12 protein-coding genes and 1 pseudogene are annotated in these 12,743 nt (G+C 74.4%); 9 read left to right on the top strand and 4 right to left on the bottom strand.

Annotated features, from left to right (window positions below; genetic code table 11):
• Window positions 1-72: 72 nt before the first annotated feature.
• Complete coding sequence (locus ABZ693_RS11135) at window positions 73-384, top strand: hypothetical protein (protein WP_359875547.1); 312 nt, start codon at window positions 73-75, stop codon at window positions 382-384.
• A gap of 210 nt (window positions 385-594) precedes the next feature.
• On the opposite strand, the gene ABZ693_RS11130 is transcribed toward ABZ693_RS11135, so the two are convergent.
• Window positions 595-1,557, bottom strand: coding sequence for an FAD-dependent oxidoreductase (locus tag ABZ693_RS11130; RefSeq protein WP_359875546.1), 963 nt, complete (start codon window positions 1,555-1,557; stop codon window positions 595-597).
• Window positions 1,558-1,644: 87 nt separating this feature from the next.
• Between ABZ693_RS11130 and abc-f the strand changes: the two genes are divergently transcribed.
• From abc-f to ABZ693_RS11110, 4 genes are read left to right on the top strand one after another with little or no spacing between them, the layout of a single operon-like run.
• The gene (gene abc-f, locus ABZ693_RS11125) at window positions 1,645-3,282 is read left to right on the top strand and encodes a ribosomal protection-like ABC-F family protein (protein ID WP_359875545.1); all 1,638 of its coding nucleotides are present in this window, start codon (window positions 1,645-1,647) and stop codon (window positions 3,280-3,282) included.
• The gene (locus ABZ693_RS11120; RefSeq protein ID WP_359875544.1) at window positions 3,282-4,046 is read left to right on the top strand and encodes a 2-phosphosulfolactate phosphatase; all 765 of its coding nucleotides are present in this window, start codon (window positions 3,282-3,284) and stop codon (window positions 4,044-4,046) included. Before abc-f ends, ABZ693_RS11120 begins: the two co-directional genes overlap by 1 nt.
• Window positions 4,043-4,450 (top strand): hypothetical protein, encoded by a 408-nt coding sequence (locus tag ABZ693_RS11115; RefSeq protein ID WP_359875543.1) that lies wholly within the window; start codon window positions 4,043-4,045, stop codon window positions 4,448-4,450. The genes ABZ693_RS11120 and ABZ693_RS11115 overlap by 4 nt, the downstream gene beginning before the upstream one ends.
• An 8-nt stretch (window positions 4,451-4,458) precedes the next feature.
• Window positions 4,459-5,037 (top strand): AAA family ATPase, encoded by a 579-nt coding sequence (locus ABZ693_RS11110; RefSeq protein WP_359875542.1) that lies wholly within the window; start codon window positions 4,459-4,461, stop codon window positions 5,035-5,037.
• A 61-nt stretch (window positions 5,038-5,098) separates the two neighbouring features.
• On the opposite strand, the gene ABZ693_RS11105 is transcribed toward ABZ693_RS11110, so the two are convergent.
• Together ABZ693_RS11105 and ABZ693_RS11100 are read right to left on the bottom strand one after the other, a co-directional pair.
• A complete protein-coding gene (locus ABZ693_RS11105; RefSeq protein ID WP_359875541.1) occupies window positions 5,099-7,540 on the bottom strand; it encodes a Tex family protein in 2,442 nt (813 codons plus the stop codon).
• 237 nt (window positions 7,541-7,777) lie between these two features.
• Window positions 7,778-8,641: an SCO6745 family protein gene (locus ABZ693_RS11100; RefSeq protein WP_359875540.1), complete on the bottom strand. Its 864-nt coding sequence runs from the start codon at window positions 8,639-8,641 to the stop codon at window positions 7,778-7,780.
• Window positions 8,642-8,817: 176 nt separating this feature from the next.
• Between ABZ693_RS11100 and ABZ693_RS11095 the strand changes: the two genes are divergently transcribed.
• Entirely contained in the window at window positions 8,818-9,795 is a 978-nt protein-coding gene (locus tag ABZ693_RS11095) for a GlxA family transcriptional regulator (RefSeq protein WP_359875539.1), read from the top strand.
• Window positions 9,796-9,843: 48 nt separating this feature from the next.
• The gene (locus tag ABZ693_RS11090) at window positions 9,844-10,491 is read left to right on the top strand and encodes a DJ-1/PfpI family protein (RefSeq protein WP_359875537.1); all 648 of its coding nucleotides are present in this window, start codon (window positions 9,844-9,846) and stop codon (window positions 10,489-10,491) included.
• Between the two features lie 28 nt (window positions 10,492-10,519).
• Here ABZ693_RS11090 and ABZ693_RS11085 read toward each other — a convergent pair whose 3' ends face one another.
• Window positions 10,520-11,263, bottom strand: a complete 744-nt coding sequence (locus ABZ693_RS11085; RefSeq protein ID WP_359875536.1) for an enoyl-CoA hydratase/isomerase family protein — start codon at window positions 11,261-11,263, stop codon at window positions 10,520-10,522.
• Window positions 11,264-11,387: 124 nt separating this feature from the next.
• Here ABZ693_RS11085 and ABZ693_RS11080 point away from each other — a divergent pair, with 124 nt between their 5' ends.
• Both ABZ693_RS11080 and ABZ693_RS11075 read left to right on the top strand, forming a co-directional pair.
• Window positions 11,388-11,957, top strand: coding sequence for an HdeD family acid-resistance protein (locus tag ABZ693_RS11080; protein ID WP_359875682.1), 570 nt, complete (start codon window positions 11,388-11,390; stop codon window positions 11,955-11,957).
• A 164-nt stretch (window positions 11,958-12,121) separates the two neighbouring features.
• A pseudogene (locus tag ABZ693_RS11075) lies at window positions 12,122-12,568 on the top strand (ATP-binding protein); the annotation flags it as partial.
• Between the last annotated feature and the right edge of the window lie 175 nt (window positions 12,569-12,743).

Below are 12,743 nucleotides of genomic sequence, written 5' to 3'. Positions count from 1 at the left end.
AAGGGCTAGGGTCGTCCCTCGGTACTGACCATACCCAACGGGCGTTCTCGGCCCGGGACACGGAGTGACACCATGACGACCCACGCGACGCCGCTGCGCCGCACGCTGTCGGCTCTCGCCGCCACGACGCTGCTGGCCGGGGGCCTGCTGCTCGGGCAGACCGTGACCGCCGCGCCGGCCCAGGCGGCCGGCAAGACGGTCACCTGCAACATCGCGAAGATGCGGGCGGACTCCCACGCGCTGCGGGCCAAGGCCGCCAAGCTGAACAAGCTCGGCGCCCGCGAGGAGGCCCGCAAGGCCACCGCCCAGGCCAACGCGATCGACAAGCGCATCCGCGCCTGCCAGGACGCGGACGACCACGCCACGAAGCCCTTCCCGGGCTGACCGGCGGGCGCGGTCCACACCCCGCCGCGTCGCACGGCAGCGCCTCACCTCGCATGAAAACGGCCGGCGTGGCCTCACACCGCGCCGGCCGGTCCACCGCCCGTCCGGCGAATCCCCACGCTTCGCCGGCCGGGCGCCACGCGTCCTCGCGGCGCGCCCGCCTCACGTCATCCCCCTCGCAGCGTCCGCTTCACGCAACCCCGCCGCGCGTCACGCGTCGCCGACCAGCTCCGCCACCCGGTCCGCGCAGCCCCACGCCACCGTGACCCCCGCGCCCCCGTGCCCGTAGTCGTGCACGAGCAGCCCGCCGTCCGGCCGCCGCTCGGCTTCGAGCCGTACCCCGCCGGCCCGCGCCGGCCGCAACCCCACCCGGTGCCCGAGTACCCGGGCGTCCGCTATCTCGGGCCGGATCCGCGCACAGCGCGCGATGATCCCGGCCGTGACCGCGGGATCGGGCGACAGCCGCTCGTCGTCCTCCTCGGCGGTGCCGCCGAGGATCAGCCGGCCGGGCTGCGGGAAGAAGTACGTGGTCTCGGCCGACGCCCCGTCGGCCGCCGTGAACCAGGTGTCCACACCCGGGTTCTCCACCAGGACCAGCTGCCCCCGCACCGCCCGCATCCCGGCGTCCGGGACCAGCCCGCGCGCGCCGAGCCCGGTGCAGTTGACCACCACCCGCGCACCGGCCGCGAACGCCTCGCCGAGATCCGTCACCACGTGCCGCTCGACGCTCCCGCCCGCCGCTTCGAGCCGCCCGCGCAGCCACGCGAGGTGCACCGGCATGTCCACCAGCGGAAGCCGCGCCGCCAGGCCCGCCTGGTACGGCCCCGGCACCTCGTGCGGCGCCAGCTGCCGCAGCCCCTCGACCTCCTTCGCCCAGGCGCCGAGCGTGTCCAGCGCCGTGTCGGCGTGCACCCCGGGCACCAGCCGGACCCCGGTCGCCGCCGGGTCGGCCGCCAGGCCCTCGTACACCCGCAGTGTGGCCAGCGACCAGTCGCCGACCTCCGCCTCCGGCTCGATCCGGTACGGCCACCACAGCGCCCCGGCCACTGCCGAGGTCGTCGCGCCCGCCTCGTCCCGCGACCACACCCGGACCCGCCGCCCGCGCTCCGCCAGCCGTACCGCCGCCGTCAGTCCGACGACTCCGCCACCCACCACGATCACGTCGCTGTCCATGGCCGGGACCGTACCCCCGGCCCGGCCGTCCGGACAGGGCCGTCTCACGGGACGGGCGGGCCGGCCGTCCCCGTAGAATTCACCCTGATGACTGCCACCCTCGTCGCCAAGAACCTCGCCGCCGGCCACGGCGACCGCTCGCTCTTCGCCGGGCTCGACCTCGTCGTCGCCCCCGGCGACGTGATCGGTCTCGTCGGCGTGAACGGAGCGGGCAAGTCCACGCTCCTGCGCCTGCTCGCGGGCCTCGACACCCCTGAGGAAGGGGAGCTGCGGCTCTCCCCGCCGACCGCCACCGTCGGTCACCTCCCGCAGGAGCCCGAGCGGCGGGACGGCGAGACCGTCCGGGAGTTCCTGGCCCGCCGTACCGGTGTCGCCGCCGCCCAGAGCGCCATGGACGAGGCCACCCAGGGCCTCGTCGACGGCACGCCCGGCGCCGACGACGCGTACGCCGTCAGCCTGGAGCGCTGGCTCGACCTCGGCGGCGCCGACCTCGACGAGCGCGCCGAGGAGATCGCGGACGGCCTCGGCCTGACCGTCGGCCTCGACCAGCCGATGACCTCGCTCTCCGGCGGCCAGGCCGCCCGCGCCGGTCTGGCCTCGCTGCTCCTCTCCCGCTACGACGTCTTCCTCCTCGACGAGCCCACCAACGACCTGGACCTCGACGGCCTCGAACGCCTGGAGGACTTCGTCCGCGGTCTGCGCGCCGGCACCGTCGTCATCAGCCACGACCGCGAGTTCCTCACCCGCACGGTCACCAAGGTCCTCGAACTCGACCTCGCCCAGCAGCAGATCACCCTCTACGGCGGCGGCTACGACGCGTACCTGGAGGAGCGGGACACCGCCCGCCGGCACGCGCGCGAGGAGTACGAGGAGTACGCCGACAAGAAGTCGTCCCTCGAATCGCGCGCCCTCATGCAGCGCAACTGGATGGACAAGGGCGTCCGCAACGCCCGCCGCAAGTCCGGCGACAACGACAAGATCGCCCGCAAGCTCCGCGCCGACGCCAGCGAGAAGCAGGCCGCGAAGGCCCGCCAGACCCAGCGCATGATCGAGCGCCTGGACGTCGTCGAGGAGCCCCGCAAGGAGTGGGAGCTGCGGATGGAGATCGCCGCCGCGCCCCGCTCCGGCTCCGTCGTCGCCACCCTGCGCGACGCCGAGGTCCGCCGCGGCGACTTCCGCTTCGGGCCCGTCAGCCTCCAGGTCGACTGGGCCGACCGGGTCGCCATCACCGGCGCCAACGGGGCCGGCAAGTCCACCCTGCTCGCCGCGCTCCTCGGCCGCCTCCCGCTCGACGCGGGCCACGCCGTCCTCGGCCCCGGCGTCGTCGTCGGCGAGGTCGACCAGGCCCGCAAGCTCTTCCACGGTACGGAGAGCCTCCTCGCGGCGTTCTGCGCGGCCGTCCCCGACACCGAGCCGGCCGAGGTCCGCACCCTCCTCGCCAAGTTCGGCCTCAAGGCCGACCACGTGCTGCGGCCCGCCACCACCCTCTCGCCCGGCGAACGCACCCGTGCCGCGCTCGCCCTGCTCCAGGGCCGCGGCGTGAACCTGCTCGTCCTCGACGAGCCGACCAACCACCTCGACCTGCCCGCCATCGAGCAGCTGGAGTCCGCCCTGGAGTCGTACACGGGCACCCTGCTCCTGGTCACCCACGACCGGCGGATGCTCGACGCGGTGCGCACCACCCGGCGGATCGAGGTCGCCGGCGGCAAGGTCACCGAACTCTGATGACGGTCTCCTTCGGGTGGGGGCCGGCCGAGGCACGCGCCCTCACCGGGCCGGAACCGGCCGGGGCGGCCCGCACGGCGTGCGTGGTCGTGGTCGACGTGCTGTCGTTCACGACCACCGTCGGCGTCGCCGTCGAGGCCGGCAGCGCCGTCCACCCGTACCGCCGGCGCGACGCGAGCGCCGAGACGTACGCGCGCGAGAAGGACGCCGTCCTCGCCGTCGGCCGCCGCGCCGTCACCCCGGAGCACCCGTACTCGCTCTCCCCGGCCGCCCTGCGCGCCGCCCCCGCGCCGCTGCCCGCCCGCCTCGTCCTGCCGTCCCCGAACGGCTCCACGATCAGCGCCGAGGCCGCGGCCGGGGACGCCACGGTGATCGCCGCCTCGCTGCGCAACCCGACCGCCGTCGCCCGCCGCCTCGCCGCGCACGGCTACGGCACCGCCGGCCGGCCGCTCGCCGTCGTCGCCGCCGGGGAACGGTGGCCCGACGGCTCCCTGCGCCCCGCCCTGGAGGACCTGCTCGGCGCCGGCGCCGTCCTCGCCGCGCTGCGGGCCGCGTGCCCGGACCTCACCCTGACCCCCGAGGCGACCGCGGCGGCCACGCTGTGGACCGCCACCAAGGACCCGGTCGCCGCCTTGCACGGCTGCGCATCGGGCCGTGAACTGTACGCGTACGGCTGTCCGCAGGACGTGGAGGTGGCCGCCGAGATCGACGCGTCGACCACCGTCCCCGTCCTCGTGGACGGCGCATTCCAGGAGGCACCATGACCGACGACGACCGTCTGACCCGGCTGATCGCGATGCTCGACGACCTCGACGCCGACGTCGACGAGACCATCGACCTCGCCGACGAGATCACGGCGAGCGGGGACACGGGACTGCTCCCGCGCCTGGAGGACGCGCTCGGCCGCACGATCGCCGACCGCAACGCCTACGGCCGCGAACTGCTCGGCGGTGTCATCGCGGGCCTCGGCGGTACGGACCGGCTCCCGGTCCTCGTCCGGGCCTCCGCCGTCGACCTCGGCGACGACCAGGACGGCCTGGCCGCCGAGATCGTCGATCTGGTCCAGGCCGACCCGAAGACGGCCGGCCGTCTCCTCCGGCCCCTGACGGAGGACGACGACCTGACGGTGGCGAACCGCGCGGAGTGGGCGCTGCGCTTCGCGCCCTGATCGTGACCGTGCCCGGAGGGGACCCCACCGGGTCCGGCCCGCCGCCGGACCCGGACCGTCTCGTCGTGATCACCGGCGGGCCCGGGTCCGGGAAGAGCACCCTGATCGACCACCTGGAGGCGGCGGGCTTCCCGCGCTCGTACGAGGCCGGGCGGCGGGTCATCCAGGACCAGCTCGCCGCCGGCGGCCACGGGCTCCCGTGGCGCGACCCCGGCCTCTTCGCCGAGCTGATGCTCCGCCGGGAGCTGTGCTCCTATCGCGACGCGGCGGCGCGGCCGGGACCCGCCGTCTTCTTCGACCGGGGCATCCCCGACATCGTCGGCTACCTCCGCCTCGAAGGCCGGACCGTGCCCGCCGCGCTGCACACCGCCGCCCGTACCGTCCGCTACCACCCGCGCGTGTTCATCGCGCCGCCCTGGCCGGAGATCTACCGGCAGGACGCCGAACGCCGGCAGTCCCCCGACGAGGCGGAGCGGACCCACGCCTCGATGGTCGCCACGTACCCCGCGTACGGCTACGAGCTGGTCGAACTGCCGCGCGTGCCCGTGGCGGAACGCGTCCGGTTCATCGTCGGCCGGCTCGGCTGAGGCACACCGCTCTTCCGCACCGGCGGGCGCGGACCCGCGTACAGGCCCGCGCCCCGACGCGTCAGCGCTTGCCGCGACCGCCCCGGCCGCCCGAGCCGCCCTCGTTCAGCAGGCCGGCCTTCCGCAGGGCGTCCGCCATCGCGCTGTTGGCGGGCGCGGGAGCGGCGGCCTGACCGCGGTCACCGCGCCGCTGCTGCGGCGGACGGCCGCCCTGGCCGCCCCGGTCCCCGCCCCGCTCGCCGCGGTCCGCGCGCTCGGCCCGCTCGCCTCGCTGGCCGCGCTCACCCCGCTCGCGCTTCGGCGCGGCACCGCCCGGCTCCCGCTCCGCCTCGTCGTCCAGCCGGAGCGTCAGCGAGATCCGCTTGCGCGGGATGTCGACGTCCAGGACCTTCACCTTCACCACGTCGCCCGGCTTCACCACGTCGCGCGGGTCCTTGACGAAGGACTTCGACATGGCCGACACGTGCACCAGACCGTCCTGGTGCACGCCGACGTCCACGAACGCGCCGAAGGCCGCGACATTGGTGACGACGCCCTCCAGGACCAGGCCCGCCACCAGGTCGCCGATCTTCTCGACGCCCTCCTTGAAGGTGGCCGTCTTGAACGCGGGCCGCGGGTCGCGGCCCGGCTTCTCCAGTTCCTTCAGGATGTCGGTGACCGTCGGCAGACCGAAGGTCTCGTCGACGAAGTCGTCCGCGCGCAGGCTGCGCAGCACACCCGTGTTGCCGATCAGCGCGGCGACCTCGCCGCCCGAGGTCTTCACCATCCGGCGCACCACGGGGTACGCCTCCGGGTGCACCGACGACGCGTCGAGCGGGTCGTCGCCGCCCCGGATCCGCAGGAAGCCCGCGCACTGCTCGTACGCCTTCGGGCCGAGCCGCGAGACGTCCTTCAGCGCCCGCCGGGAGCGGAAGGGGCCGTGCGCGTCGCGGTGGGCGACGATGTTCTCGGCGAGGCCCGCGCTGATGCCGGAGACCCGCGAAAGCAGCGGCGCGGACGCGGTGTTGACGTCGACGCCGACACCGTTCACACAGTCCTCGACGACCGCGTCGAGCGAGCGCGACAGCTTCACCTCGGACAGGTCGTGCTGGTACTGGCCGACACCGATCGACTTCGGGTCGATCTTCACCAGCTCGGCCAGCGGGTCCTGGAGCCGGCGCGCGATGGACACCGCGCCGCGCAACGACACGTCCATGTCCGGGAGTTCCTGCGAGGCGAACGCCGAGGCCGAGTACACGGAGGCGCCGGCCTCCGAGACCATCACCTTCGTCAGGTTCAACTCGGGGTGCTTGGCGAGGAGTTCACCGGCCAGCTTGTCGGTCTCGCGGGACGCGGTGCCGTTGCCGATGGCGACCAGCTCGACCGCGTGCTCCTTGGCGAGCCGGGCCAGCTTCGCCAGCGACTCGTCCCACCGGTTGGCCGGCACGTGCGGGTAGACGGTGTCGGTGGCGACCACCTTGCCGGTCGCGTCGATGACGGCGACCTTCACGCCCGTACGGAAACCGGGGTCGAGGCCGAGCGTCGCCCGCGTCCCGGCCGGCGCGGCCAGCAGCAGGTCGCGCAGGTTCGCCGCGAAGACCCGGACCGACTCGTCCTCGGCGGCCGTCCGCAGCCGCAGCCGCAGATCGATGCCGAGGTGCACCAGGATCCGGGTGCGCCAGGCCCAGCGCACCGTGTCGAGCAGCCACTTGTCGCCGGGCCGCCCCCGGTCGGCCACGCCGAAGCGGTGCGCGACGATCGGCTCGTACGACGAGGGCACGGACGAGGACTCGGAAGGCTCCTCCGGCTCCAGCTCCAGGCTGAGCACGTCCTCCTTCTCGCCGCGCAGCATCGCCAGGACGCGGTGCGAGGGCAGCTCGGTGAACGGCTCGGTGAAGTCGAAGTAGTCGGCGAACTTCGCGCCCGCCTCCTCCTTGCCCTCGCGTACCCGGGCGGCCAGCCGGCCGCGGCCCCACATCCGTTCGCGCAGCTCGCCGATGAGGTCGGCGTCCTCCGAGAACTTCTCGGTGAGGATCGACCGTGCCCCGTCCAGCGCGGCGGCCGGGTCCGCGACGCCCTTGCCGGCGTCCACGAACGCCGCCGCGGCGGCGGCCGGTTCCACCGACGGGTCGGCGAGCAGCCCCTCGGCCAGCGGTTCGAGCCCGGCCTCGCGGGCGATCTGCGCCTTGGTCCGCCGCTTCGGCTTGAACGGCAGATAGATGTCCTCCAGCCGCGCCTTGGTGTCGGCGCCGAGGATCCGTGCCTCCAGCTCGGGCGTCAGCTTGCCCTGTTCGCGTACGGAGTCGAGGACGGCGGCCCGCCGGTCCTCCAGCTCACGCAGATACCGCAGCCGCTCCTCCAGGGTGCGCAGCTGCGCGTCGTCGAGCATCTCGGTCGCTTCCTTGCGGTAGCGCGCGATGAACGGCACCGTCGAACCGCCGTCGAGCAGTTCGACGGCGGCCTTCACCTGCCGCTCGCGTACCCCGAGCTCCTCGGCGATCCTTGCTTCGATGGACGTCGTCACGATGTCCGACCCGCCTTCTCGTGCCTCAAGCTTGCGGATGCATTCTGCCGGGTCGCTCACCCGTACGCGGTAACCGACCCGACCTCGCGCGTGCCGCGCGACCGCCCCGGGAGCCTCCGACGAGGGTCCGCGGCCCGGTCGCGTACGCCCCGGCGGGCCCGCCGACGGTGTTTCCTCGCCGACGTGCTGTCGGCTTGCCCGTCGGCTTGTTCGGCAGCTCGTCCGCCGGCGTATCCCTCAGCGCTTGCCGGTGAGCCCCGTCGGATAGGCGCCCGCGCCCAGTGCCGTCGCCAGGAAGCCCTTGGCCAGTTCGGTCAGCCGCGCCACCCCGTCGGCGCCCAGCCGGGCGTACGGCGCGGCGTCCAGCCGGTCCGTCTCCTCCTCCAGGGACTCGCGCAGGGCGGTGCCCGCAGTGGTGAGTTCCCCGTCCGCGTCGAGCAGTCCGCGCCCGCGCAGCCGCTCCACGGCCGCGTCCCAGTCGTCCTGCCGCCAGCCGCGGGTGTCGAGGATCCAGCGCGGGGTCAGCCCCCGGCCGGTGGCGGTGTGGCTCACCAGCGCCTCCACCGGGTCGAGCCCGGCACCGAGCAGCGCCGTCAGATGACCGTCGCCGCGGTGCTCGCGCAGCAGGGTGGCGGCGTGCCACAGGCGCAGGTGCGCGGCGTCCGGCACCGGCAGGTCGGCGTTGCCGGAGTACAGCGGGCGGGCGTGCCGGCCGCCGCCCTCGGCGGCGCGCAGCGCCAGGTCGGCCGCCTCGGCCATCGCGGGCGAGGCGACCGCCTCCTCGCCGAGCAGCCGGCGCAGGGTGGTGTCGACGGCTCCCAGCCGGATCCCGAGCGCGGCGGCGGGGGAGACGGTCTCCCATACCGCGGGCAGCCGCTCGGCGAGGAAGCCGTGGTCGTAGGTGTAGAAGGCCGCCGCGACCGTACCCGCGCCGACGGCGCCCAGCGGAGCGCTGCGGGCGGCCAGCGCGGGCGTGCTCCGGTCCTCGATCCCGAGCCGCCGGAACCCGGCGTCCAGATCGGGCGAGAAGTAGAGGGTCGAGTGCAGCAGGTTGACGGGGTGGGCGCAGCGGCGCACGGCGTGCGGAGGCGGGTTCGTCATGGGGCCGCACCCTACCCGCGGGCCGGACGGCCGGGCACGGCCGTATCGGGCACGGAGACCGGTATGTGAAACCGGTATGTGACGGAACGTCAGAGGACGTGCGGGGAGCCTCGTCCGGCCGGAAAGGTGGGGAGTTCGTCATTGCGGCCATCCGGGGACCGGCGAAGGATGAGGGTATGACCCAGCGATCGCGATCTGTCCTGGTCGTCCTCTATGACGGTGTGCAGACCCTCGACGTGACAGGGCCCGTCGAGGTCTTCGCCGGCGGCGCCCGGGCCGCGGGCCGGCCCGGCGCGTACACGATCCGTACGGCCTCTCTGGACGGCGGTCCGGTCCGCACCAGTTGCGGGCTGCGGATCCTGCCCGACACCTCGCTCGCCGAGGCCGTCGCCGGCGGCCCGCCGCACACCCTGCTCGTGCCCGGCGGCCACGGCAGCCGCACACCCGACCCGGGGCTCATCGCCTGGCTGCGCACGCACGCCTCGGCCGCGGAGCGGCTGGTCGGGGTGTGCACGGGCACCGTGCTGCTCGCCGAGGCCGGACAGCTGGACGGTCACCGGGTGACCACGCACTGGGTCGCCTGCGAGCCGCTGGCCCGCGACCACCCCGAGGTGACGGTGGACCCGGACCCGATCTTCGTCAGGGATGGCCGGATCGCGACCTCCGCCGGGGTCACCGCGGGCATCGACCTCGCGCTCGCGCTCCTGGAGGAGGACCTGGGCCGGGACGCCGCCCTCACCGTCGCCCGCTATCTCGTCGTCTTCCTGCGCCGGCCGGGCAACCAGGCCCAGTTCAGCGCCCCGCTGGCCATCCAGACCGCCCGGCGTGAGCCGCTGCGGGACGTCCAGCACTGGATCGCCGAGCACCCCGAGGACGATCTGTCGGTGCCGGTGCTCGCCGCCCGCGCCCGGCTGTCGCCGCGGCACTTCGCCCGCGCCTTCCGCGCCGAGACCGGCACCACCCCCGGCCGCTACGTCGACCGGGTCCGCCTGGAACACGCCCGCCGGCTCCTGGAGGAGTCCGCGCGCGGTGTCGAGGAGGTCGCGCGCGCCGCCGGATACGGCACCCCGGAGGCGATGCGCCGCGCCTTCGTGAAGGCCCTGGGCACCCCGCCCGCGGACTACCGGCGCCGCTTCCACGCCCCCATCGGCTGACCCCTGCCCCTTCCCGGCGTTCCTCCGACCGAAAGGACCGGATCCGGCATGCAGATCGCCGTTCTCCTCTACGACCGCTTCACCACGCTCGACGCCGTCGGCCCCTACGAACTCCTCGGCCGCCTCCCCGGCGCCGAGACCGTCTTCGTGGCCAAGGAGCCCGGCCCCGTGCGCAACGACCAGGGCAGCCTCGCGCTGGTCGCCGACCGGGCCCTCGCGGACGTGCCGCACCCCGACCTCGTGCTGGTCCCGGGCGGCCCCGGCGCGCGGACGGCGGCGGGCGACCCGGAGATCCAGGACTGGCTCCGTACGGTCGACGCCACCAGCACCTGGACCACCTCGGTGTGCACCGGCTCGCTGGTCCTCGGCGGCGCCGGGCTGCTCGCCGGCCGGCGGGCCACCACCCACTGGCTGACGTACGACCAGCTGCGGGCGTACGGCGCCGAGCCGACCGGCGAGCGGGTGGTGTTCGACGACAAGTACGTGACCGCGGCCGGGGTCTCCTCCGGCATCGACATGGCCCTGCACCTGATCGGCCGGATCGCGGGCGACACGGCCGCGCAGACCATCCAGCTGCTCATCGAGTACGACCCGCAGCCCCCGTACGACGCCGGATCGCCGGAGAAGGCGCCGGCCGAGGTCGTCGCGTACTGGCGCGGTGTGCCGGTCGAGGAGCTGGAGTCGCGGAAGGGCTGAGGCCCGGGGCCGGTGGTACGCCGGGGCTTCAGCGCCCGTACGTGAAGCGCGGCGGGCGCCGCTCCAGGAAGGCGGCGACACCCTCCGCGGTGTCGCCGCTGCCGTGAGTCTGCCCGGCCCAGTGGGCGTCGCGGTCGGTGCGGCCGTCCGCGAACTCCTTGGCCGCCGCCTGGGTGAGCAGCGAGCGGGAGACGAGGGTACGGGTGAACTCGGCGACCCGCTTGTCGAGTTCGCCGGCCGGCAGCACCTCGTCGACGAGCCCGGTGCGCAGCGCCCGCTCGGTGTCGATCAACTCGCCCGAGAACAACAGGTACTTGGCGGCCGAGGGTCCGACGAGCGCGGCGAGCCGCCGGGTGGAGGAGGCCGCGTAGACGATGCCGAGCTTCGCCGGGGTCACCCCGAAACGGGCGCCCTCCTCGGCGAAGCGCAGATCGCAGGCGGCGGCGAGCTGGCTGCCGCCGCCGACGCAGTAGCCGCGGATGGCCGCCAGCGTCGGCTTCGGGAACGCGGCCAGCGCCTCCTCCGCCTGCACGGCCAGCGTCTGCTGCTCGTCGCCCGGCTCGCGCAGCGTGGAGATGTCCGCGCCGGCGCAGAAGGTGGTGCCCGCGCCGGTGAGCACCAGCGCCCGGACGGCGGGGTCGGCGGCGAGCGGCGCGAGCAGGCCGGGCAGCGACCGCCACATGCCGGCGGTCATGGCGTTGCGCTTGGCGGGATGGTCGATGACGACGGTGGCGACCTCGTCGGCGACGCGGACGGTCAGCTGCGGCTCCATGCGCCGGATGCTATCCGGGCACCCCGTACGTACGCTCAAGAAGGGGGCGCGAGGAGGTACGCCCATGGTCCGCAGGAAGACGCACCCCGGCCCGGAGACGGGTCCGCCGGACGCCGCCGCGGAGATGACACGGGAGGGCAAACGGCTCAGCCGGAACTTCGGACTGCTCGCGGGGCTCGGTGCCCTGCTCATCGCCGGCGGGATCGTCGGCCTGATCTACACCGGGGTCGCCACCCTCACCTCCATGCTGCTCTTCGGCTGGCTGCTGCTGATCGGCGGGGTCGTCGGTCTCGCGCACGCCGTCGCGTCGCGCGGGACCCGCTACTTCTGGCTGGCGGCCGTGGTCGCGGCGCTGAACATCGCGGCCGGGATCATCGTCATCCGCTACCCGGTGGAGTCGGCCGAGGCGCTGACCATGTTCGCGGCGCTGCTGTTCCTCACCGGCGGGCTGTTCCGGCTCGTCGGCAGCGTGGTGGTGCGCGGACCGCAGTTCGGCTGGACGCTGCTCCAGGGCGCGTTCGGGCTGCTGCTCGGCATCCTGGTGCTCGTGGACTGGCCGCACAGCAGTCTGTACGTGCTGGGGACGTTCTTCTCGCTGGCGCTGCTCTTCGACGGACTCGGCCTGGTGGCGATGGGTGTGGGCGGCCGCCGGATCGTCAGTATGGTCACACCAGCGCCACCGCCTGCGAAGTAGTCGACCGCAGATCAGGAACAGTCGAACAACTGACCTTGGCATACTCACCCGATCAGAAAGCGGCCTATAAGTGTCGACTTCTGGTCAGTGGGGGGAGCGGACGCCCGCGATTCCCAAGACTCGACCCCGTGGCGACAATCGAGCACGAGGGTGGGAGCCGGACTATGGAGAGCCGCGGGAGCGTACCCGTCCGGCCATCGTCCTACGAAGGGGTCTGGCGCTTCACCGCTCCCGCGGTCGACGTGTCCGTGCCGCAGGCCCGGCACGCCGTTCGCGACCTCCTGATCCGGCAGCACGTCCCGATCCACGACGACACCGTCCAGGGACTCCTCCTGATCATCTCCGAGCTGGTCACCAACGCGGTCAAACACGCGGCGCTGCTCTCCCCGGAGATAGCGGTGGAGGTGGCGATCGGGGCGGAGTGGATCCGGGTGTCCGTCGAGGACAACCACCCCTACCGCCCCAAGGCCCTGGAGGCCGACTGCGGCCGGACCGGGGGTCGCGGGCTGCTCCTGGTCCGCGAGATCGCCCGCGAGGCCGGCGGGTCCTGCGACGTGGAGCACACCGCGAGCGGCGGGAAGATCATCTGGGCGGCGCTGCCCCTGAATCCGTTCGTCCCGGGCCCGGCCCCCGCGGACACGGCCCCCGCCGTCTCGCACATCCCGCCCGCCGCTTCCGTGCCGGAACGGACGCCCGCCCCCGGGCTCCGGGCGCCGGCCGAGGCGCCGACGTCGTCCGCCCCCGCGCCGGGCCTGTACGCGCCCGGCCTCCCGGTCCCGGGCGTCC

It is taken from the genome of Streptomyces laurentii, from assembly GCF_040635425.1.
GTDB classification, from domain to species: domain Bacteria; phylum Actinomycetota; class Actinomycetes; order Streptomycetales; family Streptomycetaceae; genus Streptomyces; species Streptomyces laurentii.
Note: the sequence above shows the minus strand (reverse complement) of the source record. Positions and strands in the feature narration are given on the sequence as shown.

Excerpts from the sequence above, each read along its gene's own strand:
- ABZ693_RS11135 (WP_359875547.1), top strand. The coding sequence starts at position 73 with ATGACGACCCACGCGACGCCGCTGCGCCGCACGCTGTCGGCTCTCGCC.
- ABZ693_RS11120 (WP_359875544.1), top strand. The coding sequence starts at position 3,282 with ATGACGGTCTCCTTCGGGTGGGGGCCGGCCGAGGCACGCGCCCTCACC.
- abc-f (WP_359875545.1), top strand. The coding sequence starts at position 1,645 with ATGACTGCCACCCTCGTCGCCAAGAACCTCGCCGCCGGCCACGGCGAC.
- ABZ693_RS11115 (WP_359875543.1), top strand. The coding sequence starts at position 4,043 with ATGACCGACGACGACCGTCTGACCCGGCTGATCGCGATGCTCGACGAC.
- ABZ693_RS11085 (WP_359875536.1), bottom strand. The coding sequence starts at position 11,263 with ATGGAGCCGCAGCTGACCGTCCGCGTCGCCGACGAGGTCGCCACCGTC.
- ABZ693_RS11130 (WP_359875546.1), bottom strand. The coding sequence starts at position 1,557 with ATGGACAGCGACGTGATCGTGGTGGGTGGCGGAGTCGTCGGACTGACG.
- ABZ693_RS11095 (WP_359875539.1), top strand. The coding sequence starts at position 8,818 with ATGACCCAGCGATCGCGATCTGTCCTGGTCGTCCTCTATGACGGTGTG.
- ABZ693_RS11090 (WP_359875537.1), top strand. The coding sequence starts at position 9,844 with ATGCAGATCGCCGTTCTCCTCTACGACCGCTTCACCACGCTCGACGCC.
- ABZ693_RS11100 (WP_359875540.1), bottom strand. The coding sequence starts at position 8,641 with ATGACGAACCCGCCTCCGCACGCCGTGCGCCGCTGCGCCCACCCCGTC.
- ABZ693_RS11080 (WP_359875682.1), top strand. The coding sequence starts at position 11,388 with ATGACACGGGAGGGCAAACGGCTCAGCCGGAACTTCGGACTGCTCGCG.